Here is a 14,999-nt window from a genome sequence, read left to right as displayed (position 1 = left end):
ACGTGGGTTTGTCGACAACCGCACGACCCCGACCGCTGTCCACAGGCGGAACGGGGCGCTTGGAGTTGTCCACAGAATGCTTGGCGCGGGTAGCGAGGCGGCGGAAATGGGGTGATCGTGCAGGAGTGGAACTGCCCAGATTGCTGACCGTACGGAGTGCGAAACGGCATGGATTGACCGAGCGCCAACTTTCCGGCCCTCGGTTTCGTCGACTGCTCCGCGGGGTCTACCTGAACTCGCCCGACGAACCGACCTTGACCGAGCAGGCGGCCGCCGCTCTCCTGGTCATGCCCGCGGACGCGGTGATCATCGGCGTCACCGCGCTCTGGCTGCACGGTGTCGAGGTTGGCTCGGCGCAGCCGGTGCGGGTGGCAACGGCGACCACCAGCCACACGACGCACGCGGGGATCCGGCTCTCCCGGCTTGGCCGACTGCCGGCGGCCCGGCGCAGGCTTGCCGTGCCGACCGACGCCTGGCTGGCCGCCTGCGCCGAACTTGACCTGGTCGAAACGACGATGGCAGCCGACTGGCTGATCCGGCTCGGCTCGGTGACCGCTGACGCGTTACGCAGCGCCGCCGCCGGTGCGACGGGACCGGGCGGGCGGATCGCCCGGCGCGCGGCAGCGCTGGCGCGAAGCGGCGCCGAATCGCCGCAGGAAACGCGGCTCCGGCTTCTCCTGGTGCTCGCGGGATTGCCCGAACCGACCTGCAATCCCATGATCGGCACGGGCACAGCACCGATCGGAAGGTTCGATCTGGCGCTGGAGGAGTTCATGACGCTCATCGAGTACGACGGGGATCACCACCGGACCGACCCGATCCAGTGGAGCCGTGACATCGCCCGGCAGGAGGCCGCGGTCCGGGCGGGATACTCCGTCATCCGGGTCACCCATGGCCGGATGCAGCAGCCCCGCGAGATTGCTGCGACTGTCGCCGACCAGCTCCGGACCCGCGGATACCGTGGCCGCCCGCCGTCCTTCAACCGAACCTGGCGGAAGCTCTTCGAGCCTGGCTGACGTCACCCGGAAAGGAGTGCGGTTGTCGACATTCCTACGCAGAATCCGCCCAGGCGTGTGGGATTGTCGACATTCCCACGTGCCGTCGAGGCGGGCTCACGGCGTGGCGCCCCTGGGTTCAGCCGAGGTGGGCGTGCAGGAAGTCGCGGTCGGGCTGGGACCAGGCGGACAGGACGTCGTCGGCTCGGGCGGCGAGGGCGACGGCCGCGGGCTCCGGGCTGGCGGCGAGGCGGGAGCGGAGGTCCGGGAGCCCCGCGAGTTGGCCGGCGATCCAGGCCAGCTCGTCGGGGCCGATCGAGCCTTCCCTCAACCGGTGGTGCAGCATCCGCGGGTCGGCGGCCGGGCCGGCGCTGAAGTACGACTTCGAGCGGAAATACAGCCGGTGCAGGGTGAGCAGGTCGTCGACGTCGCTCGGTCTGGCGGCCGGCCCGAGCAGGCCGGGACCCAGGCCCGCGATGAACTCGTCCAGCGCCAGGTCGGGATCGGCGAGGAAGGCCCGGACCGCGTGCCGGTTCACGGCCACCAGTGGATCGTCGTACGGGTTGTCATGCCGGGACAGGTGTTCGAAGCCGAACGGGCGCAGCGGCCGGCCGATCAGGTGCGGCTCGCGCATGTCGGCCTGCGGCGGGCGGTAGGTGAAGAACTCGAACGGCGGGAAGTAGCACGAGATGCCCTGCGCGCTGACCAGCCGGCAGGATCCTCGGACCCGCTCCGGATCGCCGACCATGATCGAATAGTCGGCGTAGTAGCTGTAGCTCGCTCGGTCGATCAGGCCGGGCTCGAGGTCGGCGCTGTGGGAGGTGAAGACCAGCTGCCAGCGCGGATCGTACGGGTGTGCCTGGCCGCGGTCGGACCGGAAGTAGTGCGGGTAGATGATCAACTCGCCGTCCGGATGATCACTCCAGTAGTCCTCGGAGAGTTCCTTGATCAGGTCGTACTCGAGGCTGAAGTAGTCGCCGGAGCCGCTGCCCAGCTTGAGATCCGACGATTCGATGAGGATGCCGTCCGCCTGCGGATAGAAGTCCCGGTAGAGCTCGCGTACGTAGTCCAGCACCAGCCGCCGGGACTCCGCCAGGGCCGGATTGAGCGCGTACCCCCAGCAGTGGATGCCCTGCGATTCCAGGTAGTTGCCGTCCGCGCCGATCGCCCGCAGCCGCGGCTGCTCCAGCGGGAACTGGTTGATCCCGTCGTAGTCGTAGGGGACGAAGCCGAGCAGGGTCTTGATCCCGAGCGTGTGCCCGTAGTCGATCAGGTCGCCGAGGAAGTCCTGCTCGATGTTGCGGTGCTCCCGGTTGTACTGCCAGGTGATCGGGAACCGGCGGGACCGGAACCCGCCGCCGGTCCAGAGCACGATCCGGGTCGCGCCATCGGCGGCGTAGCTGCGATAGATCGACTGCCAGGCGTCCAGTCCGAGGGTCGGCATCCGGCCGAAGGTCAGGTAGTACGCGAGATCGGTCATGGCCACCTCCGAAGCGTCACGCTAGCGAGCCGCAACCGGGAGCCGACCGCACGCCCACAACTCCCGTTAGACCAGTCGAGCATCGAGTTGCCGGAAATACCTAGCACGGCTGCGAATCCGATCTCGAGAGGGGCGGTGCGTGGTCTACCGCCAATGGCCGCGGTGTCTGGACGCGGGTCGGTCGGCGGAGGACCGTCGGATTGTCCCGTGTTGGAGGTGGATCATGATCAACGACGAAATCGGCCGCCGCAGGTTGCTGCAACTCGGCGGCCTGGCCCTCGGCTCCGCGGCGATCTCCGGCTGTGGTGCCCCGGCCGGGGATCCCGGCGGGCCGATCGCCTTCCAGGGTTGGGATTACGAGCCGCAGGCGGTGGAGGACAACCTGGCCCGGTTCAAGGAGCAGTCGGGGATCGAGGTCGCCTTCACCTCGATCACCGGATCGCAGTACGTGCAGAAGACGGTGGCCGAGTTCACCGCCGGTTCGGAGCCGGACGCGCTCTACGTCTACGACGACTCGATGGCCGGCTGGGCCGACGCCGGTTACCTGCAGCCGATCGACGGGCTGCCCGGAGTGGACGAGGTGTACCAGGCGATCTTCCCCGGCAACGCCGACGCGATGACCCATGACGGCAAGCGCTACTGCCTGCCGTACTACACCGACTGTTCGGCGCTGCTGTACAACGCCGACCTGCTCGACAAGGCCGGTCTGCCCGGCCCGCCGAAGACCCTGGAGGAGCTGACCGACCAGGCGATCACGCTCCGCGAGCGCGGCATCCTCAAGTATTCGATCGGCTTCGCCGCCCAGCTGAGCGATTCCTACTGGGGTTGGTTCTGGGCGCTGTTGTACGGCAGCGGCGGCACCATGTTCGATGATCAACTCCAGCCGATCATGGACAGCACGGACCCGGTGCCGAAGGAGTTGCTGAGCTGGCTGGACGACGCGGTCCGGGTCTCCAAGATCATTGATCCGGCGTCGGTGCAGATGGGGCCGACGCCGGTGGACGAGGCGCTGTCCTCCGGCCAGTACGCCTTCACCTTCGCCTCGCGCTACGGCGCCCGTGCCTACAACGACCCCAAGAAGTCCAAGATCGCCGGCAAGATGAAGATGGCGTTGATCCCGGGACTCGGCGGGCCGGGGCAGGGCAGTGTACTGACCACCAGGATGTACGGCCTCAGCGCGAACACCGAACGCCGCGACGACGCGATCAAGCTGCTCACCTACCTCGGCGGCTTCGACGGCGACGGGAAGCCGTACACGGCGAAGTTCTGGTTCCTCAACTACGGACTCGGCTTCGCGTTCGAGGAGCTGGCCAAGGATCCGGAGGTGATCGCGGAGCTCAAGCGGTGGGGCGATCCGGACGTCTACGCCCAGTTGTCCGCGACCGCGAAGTCTCGGTCGGTCGTCGTCAAGCCCTGGTACTCGGAGTTCGAAACCGAACTGCAGAAGGGTATCCAGCGGATCCTCACGGCGCAGGACGACCCGGGATCGGTGGTCGCTGCGCTCGCCACGTCGGCCCGCGACCTGGAGAAGAAGTACGCGTGACCGCTCCCACGACCCAACGCGATCAGACCCGGCGCGAGGTCGCCCCGCCCGGGCGCGCCATCGACGACCAACCCCGCGCCGGGCTCAGCGAGACCGCCCGGGCCTGGCTGCTGAACGCCCCTGCGCTGGCCGTGATCGCGCTGATCATCGGGTTCCCGATCGGCTACTCGTTCTGGCTCAGCCTGCAACGGAACAACCTCAAGCAGCCGGCCAAGCGCGGCTTCATCGGCGCGGACAACTACCTGTCGTTGATCACCGACCAGACCTTCCTCAACTCGCTCGGCATCACCTCGCTGTTCACGGTCGTCGTCGTGGTGATCACGACCGTGCTCTCGCTGATCCTGGCCCTGGTGCTCAACGAGACGTTCCTCGGCCGCGGCGTGCTGCGCAGCCTGATCCTGTTGCCGTGGGCCATTCCGGGCGTGGTCGGCGGCCTGATGTGGCGGTGGATCTTCGACGCGAAGGTCGGCGCGCTGAACGGCCTGCTGGTCGGGCTCGGCGTGATCGACGAGTACCAGCCGTTCCTGGCCACGTCGACCTCGGCGTTCCTGGTCATCGTGGCCGCCGAGGTGTGGGGGATGCTGCCGTTCGCGTCGATGATCCTGCTGGCCGGGCTGACGGCGATCCCCTCCGAGATGTACGACGCCGCCCGGGTGGACCGGGCCGGCGCCTTGCAGCGGTTCTGGCAGGTCACCCTGCCCTGGCTGCTGCATCCGCTGCTGATGGTGTTGATCTTGCAGACGATGGGCGTGTTCCGGGCCTTCGACATCGTCTACCTGCTCACCGGCGGCGGCCCGGGCGAGTCGACGAACGTGATCTCGCTGCAGGCGATCCGCACCTCGCTGTCGTACACGGACGTCGGGCTCGGCAGCGCCTACGCGTACGTGATCATGGGCATCACCTTGATCATCTCGATCGCCTACGTGATCGCCCTGCACAAGCGCGGGAGCTTCGAGGTATGACCGAACTCGCCGAACCGCCGGTGCCGCTGCGCTACCGGATCCCCTGGCGGAAGATCGTCGTCTACCTGCTGGCGATCATGTTCGCGATCTTCTTCGTGGCCCCGTTCTACTGGATCGTGGCGACCAGTTTCATGCACGAGGCGGACGCGGTGTCGGTGCCGCCGCAGTGGATCCCGCTGCGGCCCACGCTGGACAACTACCTGCGCTTCCTGAACCCGGACCAGGCGGAGTTCGCGTCCCGGGCCGCGCAGAACCTGCCGCGGGCGATGGCGAACAGTGCGATCGTGGCCACCCTGACCGCCCTCTGCAATCTGCTGCTGGGGGTGCTCGCCGCGTATACCTTCGCCCGGATCCCGTTCCGCGGCAGCCGGGCGCTGCTGATGGTCTACCTGGCCACCCGGATGGTGCCGGGCGTGACGATCATTGTTCCGTTCTATCTGCTGATGCGGGCCTTGCAGTTGCTCGACACCTACCAGGCGTTGATCTTGTCCTACACGACGTTCGCGCTGCCGTTCACGATCTGGATCCTCAAGGACTACTTCCGCACCATCCCGCGCGAGCTGGAGGACGCGGCCCGGGTCGACCGGTGCACCTGGCCCCAGATGATGCGTACGATCTTCCTGCCGATCGCCGCGCCGGGGCTGGTCACGGTGACGATCTTCTCGTTCCTGTCGGCCTGGAACGAGTTCATGTTCGCGCTGTTCCTCACCAGCACGATCGAGACCCAGACGATGCCGATCGTGGTCGCCAACTTCGCCACCGACATCAACGTCCAACACACGGTGATGGCGGCCGCCGGCGTGCTCGCCGTGATCCCGCCGCTGGTGATCGTCATGGTGTTCCAGCGCCTCATCGTCCGCGGGCTGGCCGCGGGCTCGGTCAAGGGATAGGGAGATCATCGAGATGGCTGAGGTCAGGCTTGATCAGCTACGCAAGGAGTTCGCCGGCAACGTCGCCGTCGAGGACCTGAACCTGATCATCGAGGACCGCGAGTTCCTCACCCTGGTCGGCCCGTCCGGCTGCGGCAAGACGACGACGCTGCGGATGGTCTGCGGGCTGGAGAAGTCCACGTCGGGCAGCATCCGGTTCGACGACGTACCGGTCGGGCACCTGCCGGCGAACCGTCGCGACGTGGCGATGGTGTTCCAGAGCTACGCCCTCTATCCGCACAAGACGGTCGCGCAGAACCTCGGCTTCGCGCTGAAGATGATGCGGGTGCCGAAGCCGGAGATCAGCCGCCGGGTGGCCGAGGTGGCCGAGTCGCTCGGCATCGCGAACCTGTTGGAACGGCGGCCGAAACAGCTGTCCGGCGGGCAGCGGCAGCGGGTCGCGCTGGGCCGGGCGATCATCCGTGACGCCGGTGCGTACCTGCTCGACGAGCCGCTGTCGAACCTCGATGCGCAGTTGCGGTCCGGGATGCGGGCCGAGCTGAAGCGGCTGCACGCCGACCTCCGCCGGACCTTCATCTACGTCACCCATGATCAGGTCGAGGCGATGACGATGTCGGACCGGATCGCCGTGATGAAGGACGGGGTGCTGCAGCAGTGCGCGTCGCCGACCGAGGTCTACGAGCGGCCGGCCACCATGTTCGTCGCCGCCTTCATGGGCTCGCCCGCGATGAACTTCCTCACCGGCGAGCTCCGCTCGGTCGGCGGCGAACGCCGCTTCATGAACGCCGCCGTCGACCGTCCCGCGCCGGTCGGCAGCGCCGATCCGGCCGGTCGCGAGGTCGTCCTCGGTGTCCGCCCGGAACACGTCCGGGTCTCCGACGTACCGACCGGCACCTCGGTCCCGGCCCGCCTGTTCGTCGCCGAGCCGTTGGGTTCCGAGGTCCTGCTCACCCTCGAACTGGGCGGCGAGTTGATCAAGGCCAAGGTGCCGGCGCCGTTCGACGCGAAGCCCGACACCCCGCTCCACCTGACCCTCGCCGCCGACCGCCTGCACCTCTTCGACCCCGCCGCCGACGGCCGCTCCCTCGCCGTTCCCTGAGCCTGTCGAACGGGCCGATGGGCGCGCGTAGCATCGACGCATGGCGACGCGGCCGGGTGCGCGGCGGCCGGGCGTGATCATCGCGTTGGCGGCCGGAGTCGCGGCCTGTGCCCTGACCGCGGCGATCGCGAACTTCGGTCTGCCGGGACTGCTGCCGCCCGGGTGCGTGTCGATCAGTATTTCCGTTGAAGCGGGTTCGGTCGGGGAACCCACGCCCGAGGCCGCGCTCGACCGCTGGCTCGACACCGGCGCATCGCCGCGGGTCCCGCGCCAAGGCTGGTCGAGGACCATGGAGAACGGCCTGCTCTACCTGGTCAACGGTCCGCACCGGGTCGAGATCCTCGACCTCAGCACCGGCGGCGGGTCCGGGTGGACGGTCACTGCCGCGAATTGTTCCGGGAAGTGACAAGGGCGCCTACGATCCAAGTATGGCGATGCGGGCCGATTCGCGGCGTCCGGGCGTGATCATCACGTCCGGGGTTGCCGCGTGGGCGTTGCTCGGCTCGATTGCGGCGTGCGGTGTTCCTCCGGAGGGGCTCCCGCCGGGATGCGCAGGGATCGCGATCGACCTGGCGGCGGGCGCGGTGGGCGAGCCGACTCCCGAGGCCGCGCTGGAAGTCTGGCTCGAGACAGGTGCGTCGCCGCTCGCTCCGCGTACCGGCTGGACGACGCGCCGGGAGAACGGCCTGCTCTACAAGATCAACGGCCCGCATCGGGTCGAGATCTCCGACCTCAGTCGCGGCGGCGGGTCGGGCTGGCTCGTCACCGGCTCGAACTGCGCCGCCTAGCCCTCGTCCCCGCGGATGAACTCCTCGACAAGATCACGGGCGGTGGAGTCGTCGTACTGCGTCGGCGGGGTCTTCATGAAGTACGCGCTCGCGCTGTCGATCGGGCCGCCGAGACCGCGGTCCTTCGCGATCTTGCAGGCCCGGATGGCGTCGATGACGATGCCGGCGGAGTTGGGGGAGTCCCAGACCTCGAGCTTGTATTCGAGCTGGACCGGCACGTCGCCGAAGCCGCGGCCCTCCAGCCGGACCAGGGCGTGCTTGCGGTCGGCCAGGAACGGTACGTAGTCGCTGGGCCCGATGTGCACGTCGGCGTCGGCCATCTCGCGCGGGATCTGCGAGGTGACGGCGCGGGTCTTGCTGATCTTCTTCGAGTCGAGCCGGGACCGCTCCAGCATGTTCTGGAAGTCCATGTTGCCGCCGAAGTTCAGCTGGTACGTGTGATCAAGAGTGACGCCGCGATCTTCGAAGAGCTTGGCCAGCACCCGGTGCGTGATCGTCGCGCCGACCTGGCTCTTGATGTCGTCGCCGACGATCGGCACCCCGGCCTTGCGGAACCGTTCGGCCCACTCCGGATCGGACGCGATGAACACCGGCAGCGCGTTGACGAAGCCGACGCCGGCCTCGATCGCGCACCGGGCGTAGAACTTGTCGGCCTCGTCCGAGCCCACCGGCAGGTAGGAGACCAGGACGTCGGCCCGCGACTGCCGCAGGGCGGCCACCACGTCCACCTCCGCCGCGGACGACTCGGTGATCGTTTCGCGGTAGTAGTGACCGAGGCCGTCCAGCGTCGGCCCGCGCAGCACCTCGATCCCGGTCGGCGGCACGTCGCTGATCTTGATCGTGTTGTTCTGGCTGGCGTGGATCGCGTCGGCAAGATCAACTCCGACCTTCTTCGCATCTACGTCGAACGCGGCCACGAACTCCAGATCACCGATATGGTACGGACCGAACCGTACGTGCATCAGGCCCGGGATGGCCTTGCCCTCGGGGGCGTGCCGGTAGTAATGGACCCCTTGGACGAGCGAGGACGCACAGTTGCCGACACCGACGATGGCCACCCGAATCGCGTTTTTTCCTGGCGTTGTTGAAGGCACGACGGCAGGCTAATCCAGCAGATCCGGGCGGGATTGTCCGGTCATGGCGGAGCCGCCGGCCGGGGTCCGGACCACCGCAAGGACGGCTGAGGATTGTTACAAGTTGGTGGCGAGGATTTACGGGCGGCCCAAAATAGTTATTATGGTCCAACCAAAGCGGCGACGGCGCTGTGCCTCCGCCGCGAGTTCGGGGTAGGTAGAGAGGTGGAATCAATGGAGACGTCCGTGTCGCCGGGTGGCCTGGCGAAAGTACCGGCCAACCGACGCGACTTCCTGCGACTGTCCGGAGCGCTCGGCATCGCCGCGACGGGTACCTGGTCACTTACCGGGTGCAACATCTTCGGCAGCCAGCCACAACAGCAGGAGGGTGCCAAGACGCTGCGGATCGCCTACACCACTGTCGAGACCGTGGATCCGCAGGTGATCACGAACGGCATGTGGATCCTGACCCGCGGGATCCTCGAGGGTCTGGTCACCCAGACCGAGACCGGAGACTCGGTGAACCCCGCCACGGCGGAGTCCTGGGAGATCTCCGACGACAATCTGACCTACACGTTCAAGCTGCGTGAGAACGCCAAGTGGTCCAACGGCGACCCGGTCACCGCGCACGACTTCGAGGCCACCTACAAGCGGCTCTTCACGCCGTCCGGCGCCAGCGCCGGCGGCACCACGCTGGGTGCGAACTCGTACCAGGCCTCGACCGGGATCAAGGGCGCGGTCGAGTTCCTCTCCGGCGCGCTGACCGACTGGTCGCAGGTCGGCGTCAAGGCCACCGGGGACAAGGAACTGGTGATCACGCTCGCCAACCCAAACCCGGACCTGCTGCCCGCGCTGAGCCACCCGTCGCTGCTGCCGCTGCACATGAAGACGGTCGAGGAGAAGCCCGACGACTGGCAGAAGCCGCCGAACTTCATCACCAACGGCCCGTACGCGGTGACGAACTGGGTGATGAACTCGACCCTGGACCTGGTGCCCAACGAGAACTACTGGGACCGCGGCCAGGTGTTCTACGACAACATCCAGGTGCAGTTGATCGAGGCGACCGCGAGCGGCACCCAGACCGTTCCGTACGAGAACAACGAGACCGACATCGTCGGAATCCCGGACGTCGACGTGCAGCGGTTCCAGAAGGATCCGGAACTGTCGAAGCACCTCAAGGTCGTCGAGAACTACAGCGTCGCCTACCTGGCCAAGCTGCGCAGCGAAAACCCGGCCCTGGAGGACATCCGGGTCCGGCAGGCGCTGTCGATGGCGATGAGCCGGGACACCCTGGCCGGCGTCGTCACCGGAGCCAAGGCAGGCCAGACGCTGGTGCCGGGCCGGGTCAAGGGCTGGGACGACAGCTTCGCCCTCGGCGAGGACATCGAGCAGGCCAAGCGACTGCTGGCCGAAGCCGGCTACCCGGACGGCAAGGGCCTGCCGGAGATCCGGATCCTGGCCGGCGTGGACAGCCCGATCGTCGCCGCACTGGCCGACGTCTGGCAGAAGAACCTCGGCATCAAGGTCCGGCCCGACATCGTCGAGTCCGGCGTGTACGTCGAGCGTCGCTGGCAGGTGCAGAAGGGCGACTACATCGGCTTCTACTTCGGTACGTTCGCCGGCCTGCCCACCTGGCCGACCTACACCGGTTCGCTCTGGTCGCCGATCGACGTGCAGAAGTTCAGCCTGCCGTCGGCGTCCTGGGCCCAGTACCAGAAGATCGAGCAGGACAAGGAGCTCGATGCCGGCACCAAGAACAAGCAGCTCGCCGCGCTGCTGAAGGAGAAGAGCTCGCCGGGGTCGCGTGAGATGGCCGACCTGGTGGCGAAGGGCTACTCCGAGCCGGACGATGCCAAGCGGTTGGCGATCTTCAAGGAGGCGGCCGGCGTCCGGGAGCAGGAGTCGCTCTACATCCCGGTGCTCTGGCTCAGCGTCTACTTCGCGGTCCGCCCGACGATCGAGGGGATCGTCATGCGTGCCTACCCCGACTACTTCTACCTCAAGGGTCTGAAGCCGAAGGCATGACGGCGAGATGACCGTTCAGCTACGAGGAGGATAGGCGTGGGATTCGTTCGTTACCTGGCCAGCCGGGTGGCTCGGCTGGTGGTGTCCCTGATCGCGGTGTCGATCATCGCGTTCACGCTGCTGCAACTGGCACCCGGCAGTTTCGCCGACATCGCCCGGGTCAGCAGCGGCGCCACCAACATCGGCAGTGCCGGCACCGAGCAGATGGTGACCGAACTGGAGAACCGGTACGGCGAGGACAAGCCGGCCTGGCAGCAGTACCTGATCTTCATGAAGGGTGCGATCACCTGGGATTTCGGCCCGTCCTACAAGTACGCCGGCCAGGACGTGCAGGACATCATCGCCACGGCGTTCCCGGTCTCGGCGACGTTGGCGATCATCGCCGTGATCATCGCCCTGTTGATCTCGGTGCCGATCGGGGTGTTCGCCGCGCTGCGGAAGGACTCGATCGGTGATCACGGGACGATGTTCGTGGTCACGCTGGGGCACGCCCTGCCCAGCTATCTGACCGCGGCGTTCCTGATCTTGTTCTTCACCGCGACGCTGCACCTGCTGCCCTCCAGCGGCTGGGACGGTCCGGCGAACATGATCATGCCCGTACTGGCGCTGGCGTTGGGCCCGGTGGCCGTGCTGGCACGCTATGTGCGGTCCAGCATGCTCGAGACGCTCCGCGAGGAGTACGTCACCGCGGCGCTGGCCAAGGGCGGACCGTACAGCACGGTGGTGATCCGGCACGCACTGCGCAACTCGCTGATCCCGCTGGTCACCGTAGTCGGGCCGCTGCTGGCCGGGCTGATGACCGGGACCGTGTTCGTGGAGACGCTGTTCCGGATCCCGGGCCTCGGGCTCTACTTCACCCAGGCGGCAGCGAGCCGTGACATGCCGCTGCTGATGGGCACCACGTTGTTCTTCGCGTTGATCTTGATGGTGGTGAACCTGATCGTCGATCTGATCTATGGCGCACTGGATCCGCGGATCCGTGCCGAGGCCGGTGGACGCGGATTCTTGCGAGGGGGGAGGAAGCTGTGGCAACAGTCGAAAGTGCAGCCGACATCGGTCTGACGCCCGTCAGTGCAACCAGGGAGGTCGTGACCAAGAGTCCGCTCCGGCACGCCTGGGACCGGTTCCGCCGGAACAAGCTGGCGCTCGGCAGCCTGATCTTCTGTGGCCTGTTGATCATCGTCGCGCTGAGCGCGCCGCTGATCGCTCCCTTCCACTACACCGACACCGACTTCGACAACAAGCTGGTCGGTCCGGGCGTCGGGGGTCACCTGCTCGGCACCGACGCGCTGGGCCGCGACGTGTTCAGCCGGGTGCTCTACGGTCTCCGTACCGCCTTGTCGGTCGCCTTCGGGGCCGAGGTCACCGCACTGGTCCTGGCGTTGATCATCGGGCTGCTGGCCGGCTACGTCGGCGGTCGACTCGAGCAGGGCCTGATGGCCGGCACCGACGTGATGTACGCGTTCCCGAGCTACCTGTTCGCGGTGGTGTTGGTGACCGTGCTCGGCCGCAGCATCTTCGCGTTGATCTTGGCCATCGGCATCGCGTCCTGGGTCACCCAGGCCCGGCTGGTCCGCGCCCAGGTGCTCACGCTCAAGCAGCGGGAGTACGTCGAGGCGGCGCGGTCGATGGGCGCCTCCGGCTTCACCATCGCGGTCCGCTACATCCTGCCGAACGCGATCGGCCCGATCCTGGTCACCACCAGCTTCGGCATCCCGGCCGCGATCGGTGCCGAGGCCGGTCTCGCCCTGCTCGGGCTCGGCGTCGAACCGCCGACTCCGTCCTGGGGCGGCATGATCTCCGAGGGCGTCCGGTCGTTGCTCTCGGCACCGCACCTGCTGCTGTTCCCGGCGGCGTTGTTCGCCCTCACCCTGCTGGCCTTCACCTGGGTCGGCGACGGCCTCCGGGACGCCTTCGACGCGAGCGGAGACCAGCGATGAGCCTCTCTCAAGATCACTCGGCCCAAGATCATCTGCTCGAGGTCTCGGACCTGCGGACCGAGTTCCGCCGGTCCGACGGCGAGCGGCTGACCGTCGTCGACGGGATCAGCTTCACCGTCGAGCCGGGCAAGGCGCTCGCGATCGTCGGCGAGAGCGGCAGTGGCAAGAGCGTCACGGTGCGCAGCCTGCTCGGCCTGCTGCCGCGGACCGGCCGGGTGACCGGCGGCACCGCGCAGTTCCAGGGCAAGGACCTGCTCGCGCTCAAGCAGCGCGACCTGCGCAAGATCCGGGGTCGCGACATCGGCATGGTGTTCCAGAATGCCATGGAGGCGATGAACCCGACCCTCACGGTGGAGCGGCAACTGACCGAACACCTGCTCTGGCACGGGATCTGTGGCAAGGCCGACGCCCGGAAGCGGGCCGTCCAGGCGCTGGGCGACGTCGGCATCCCCGAGCCCGAGCGCCGGGTCCGGATGTATCCGTTCCAGATGTCGGGCGGCATGCGGCAGCGGGCGATGATCGCGATGGCGATGATCACCCGGCCGGCGTTGCTGATCGCCGACGAGCCGACCACCGCGGTGGACGTGACCATTCAGCGCCAGCTGCTCGACCTGCTGGCCGGGCTGAAGGACCAGGGCACCGGCGTCATCATGATCACCCACGATCTCGGGGTGGCGCGGTACTTCTGTGACGACGTGATGGTGATGTACGCCGGGCGGGTGATGGAACGGGCTTCGACGCTGGACCTGCTGGATCGGCCGCGGCATCCGTACTCCATCGGGCTGTTGGGCTCCAGCATCGAGGTCGGCGGGCGTGACCTACCGCTGATCCCGATCCCGGGCAGCCCGCCCGACCTGGCCCGGCGGCCGAAGGGCTGCCCGTTCAATCCGCGGTGCACCCAGGCCGAGCAGCCGCGGTGCTCCGAGGAGCAGGAGTTGATCAAGGTCGAGTCCGGGTCGGCCGGATCGGTTGATCATGGCGCGGCGTGTTGGAAGGCGGCGGCACTTGTCTGAGTCAGCGAAGCAGGGCGAGGTGCTGGTCCGGGCCGAGTCCGTCAGCAAGCTCTTCTCCAGCCGGGCCGGTGAGACCCTCGCGGTCGATGACGTCTCGCTGGACGTACGCCGCGGCGAGACGGTCGGCATCGTGGGCGAGAGCGGCAGCGGCAAGTCCACCCTGGCCCGGTTGATCATGGGTCTGCAGCCGGTCACGTCCGGCCGGATCCTGTTCGAGGGGCAGGAACTGTCCGCCATGACCGGGAAGGCGCAGCACGCGCTCCGGGGCAAGATGCAGATGGTCTTCCAGAATCCGTACGGGTCGCTGCTGCCGCACTACACCGCGGTCGGCAACGTCGCGGAGCCGCTCCGGCTGCACAACCGGGGCACCCGCGAGTCCCGCCGGGCCAAGGCCCTCGAACTGCTCGAGCTCGTCGGGGTCAACCCGCGCTTCGCCGACCTGTCGCCGCGCCAGTTCTCCGGCGGCCAGCAGCAGCGGATCGCGATCGCGCGAGCCCTGGCCCTGGAACCGGACCTGCTGGTCTGCGACGAGCCGACCTCCTCGCTGGACGTCTCGATCCAGGCCCAGATCCTCGCCCTCCTCGAAGAGCTGCGCGGTTCCCTCGGCCTGTCCTGCGTGTTCATCTCGCACAACCTGGCCGTCGTCGAGCGACTGGCCGACCGGGTCGCCGTGATGCGTACCGGGAAGATCGTCGAGGCAGCTCCCACCGAGCAGCTCTTCGCCGACCCCCAGGACGAATACACGAAGACCCTCCTAGCCGCCGTCCTCCCCGTCCGAGCCTGACCCCCACCAAAGCTCGCCGACCGGTCACCAAAGCAGCGGTTTTGGCGGCGTGTCGTTGCGTAAGTGACTGGTCGGTCGGGGAGTGGGGTAGTGGGGTCGCGCGAGCCGGACGTCGGGGCGGGCATCGACACGCAGCGGCAGGTGCCAAGTCGGTCGGTGTCCGCGGCGCACGATTGCTTGCGGCCGGCGGGATAGCCGAGCCGAGAAGCTGGACGGCGGCGTCAGTTCGGCGTCGGCTAGTGTCGTGCGTCCCTAGTTCCTTGACAGGTGGCGGCGTCCAGGTGCGTGCATCGCCAGGCCGACGAGGAAGACATATCGGGTCATATATCGACTGAGGAGAACGCCGCGAGGTGCGTGCCTGGGCGTCGCCGACTGTTAAGGAACTAGGGACGCGCGACACTAGTTCC

14 protein-coding genes are annotated in these 14,999 nt (G+C 67.7%); 12 read left to right on the top strand and 2 right to left on the bottom strand.

The genetic code is table 11. From position 1 onward, the window contains the following. Positions 1-125: 125 nt before the first annotated feature. Positions 126-1,016, top strand: coding sequence for a putative endonuclease domain-containing protein (locus tag BKA15_RS13335; RefSeq protein WP_179751472.1), 891 nt, complete (start codon positions 126-128; stop codon positions 1,014-1,016). Positions 1,017-1,134: 118 nt separating this feature from the next. Here the strand turns inward: BKA15_RS13335 and BKA15_RS13330 are convergent, their stop codons facing one another. After that, positions 1,135-2,475 carry a hypothetical protein gene (locus BKA15_RS13330; protein ID WP_179751470.1) on the bottom strand — a complete coding sequence of 447 codons (1,341 nt, stop codon included), beginning with the start codon at positions 2,473-2,475 and terminating at the stop codon, positions 1,135-1,137. Positions 2,476-2,698: 223 nt separating this feature from the next. Here BKA15_RS13330 and BKA15_RS13325 point away from each other — a divergent pair, with 223 nt between their 5' ends. From BKA15_RS13325 to BKA15_RS13300, 6 genes are read left to right on the top strand one after another with little or no spacing between them, the layout of a single operon-like run. Then, positions 2,699-4,018 carry an ABC transporter substrate-binding protein gene (locus BKA15_RS13325; protein ID WP_179751468.1) on the top strand — a complete coding sequence of 440 codons (1,320 nt, stop codon included), beginning with the start codon at positions 2,699-2,701 and terminating at the stop codon, positions 4,016-4,018. Beyond that, entirely contained in the window at positions 4,015-4,980 is a 966-nt protein-coding gene (locus tag BKA15_RS13320) for a carbohydrate ABC transporter permease (protein ID WP_179751467.1), read from the top strand. Before BKA15_RS13325 ends, BKA15_RS13320 begins: the two co-directional genes overlap by 4 nt. Next, positions 4,977-5,870, top strand: coding sequence for a carbohydrate ABC transporter permease (locus BKA15_RS13315; RefSeq protein WP_179751465.1), 894 nt, complete (start codon positions 4,977-4,979; stop codon positions 5,868-5,870). Before BKA15_RS13320 ends, BKA15_RS13315 begins: the two co-directional genes overlap by 4 nt. 13 nt (positions 5,871-5,883) lie before the next feature. Further along, the gene (locus tag BKA15_RS13310; protein WP_179751463.1) at positions 5,884-6,969 is read left to right on the top strand and encodes an ABC transporter ATP-binding protein; all 1,086 of its coding nucleotides are present in this window, start codon (positions 5,884-5,886) and stop codon (positions 6,967-6,969) included. 40 nt (positions 6,970-7,009) lie between these two features. Further along, the gene (locus tag BKA15_RS13305; RefSeq protein ID WP_179751460.1) at positions 7,010-7,375 is read left to right on the top strand and encodes a hypothetical protein; all 366 of its coding nucleotides are present in this window, start codon (positions 7,010-7,012) and stop codon (positions 7,373-7,375) included. 22 nt (positions 7,376-7,397) lie between these two features. After that, on the top strand, positions 7,398-7,757 hold the full coding sequence (locus tag BKA15_RS13300; RefSeq protein WP_179751458.1) for a hypothetical protein: 360 nt from the start codon (positions 7,398-7,400) through the stop codon (positions 7,755-7,757). Here the strand turns inward: BKA15_RS13300 and BKA15_RS13295 are convergent. Beyond that, on the bottom strand, positions 7,754-8,851 hold the full coding sequence (locus BKA15_RS13295) for an inositol-3-phosphate synthase (protein ID WP_179751457.1): 1,098 nt from the start codon (positions 8,849-8,851) through the stop codon (positions 7,754-7,756). The two genes, BKA15_RS13300 and BKA15_RS13295, sit on opposite strands and share 4 nt — an antisense overlap. A gap of 213 nt (positions 8,852-9,064) precedes the next feature. Here BKA15_RS13295 and BKA15_RS13290 point away from each other — a divergent pair, with 213 nt between their 5' ends. From BKA15_RS13290 to BKA15_RS13270, 5 genes are read left to right on the top strand one after another with little or no spacing between them, the layout of a single operon-like run. Next, on the top strand, positions 9,065-10,855 hold the full coding sequence (locus BKA15_RS13290; protein ID WP_179751455.1) for a peptide ABC transporter substrate-binding protein: 1,791 nt from the start codon (positions 9,065-9,067) through the stop codon (positions 10,853-10,855). A gap of 36 nt (positions 10,856-10,891) precedes the next feature. Next, on the top strand, positions 10,892-11,917 hold the full coding sequence (locus tag BKA15_RS13285; protein ID WP_312879006.1) for an ABC transporter permease: 1,026 nt from the start codon (positions 10,892-10,894) through the stop codon (positions 11,915-11,917). Between the two features lie 26 nt (positions 11,918-11,943). Further along, positions 11,944-12,795: an ABC transporter permease gene (locus tag BKA15_RS13280; RefSeq protein ID WP_312879005.1), complete on the top strand. Its 852-nt coding sequence runs from the start codon at positions 11,944-11,946 to the stop codon at positions 12,793-12,795. Beyond that, positions 12,792-13,808, top strand: a complete 1,017-nt coding sequence (locus BKA15_RS13275; protein ID WP_179751451.1) for an ABC transporter ATP-binding protein — start codon at positions 12,792-12,794, stop codon at positions 13,806-13,808. The genes BKA15_RS13280 and BKA15_RS13275 overlap by 4 nt, the downstream gene beginning before the upstream one ends. Then, the gene (locus BKA15_RS13270) at positions 13,801-14,592 is read left to right on the top strand and encodes an ATP-binding cassette domain-containing protein (RefSeq protein ID WP_246322337.1); all 792 of its coding nucleotides are present in this window, start codon (positions 13,801-13,803) and stop codon (positions 14,590-14,592) included. Before BKA15_RS13275 ends, BKA15_RS13270 begins: the two co-directional genes overlap by 8 nt. The last annotated feature ends 407 nt before the right edge of the window (positions 14,593-14,999 follow it).

The organism is Microlunatus parietis (assembly GCF_013407955.1).
Classification (GTDB): domain Bacteria; phylum Actinomycetota; class Actinomycetes; order Propionibacteriales; family Propionibacteriaceae; genus Microlunatus; species Microlunatus parietis.
Note: the sequence above shows the minus strand (reverse complement) of the source record. Positions and strands in the feature narration are given on the sequence as shown.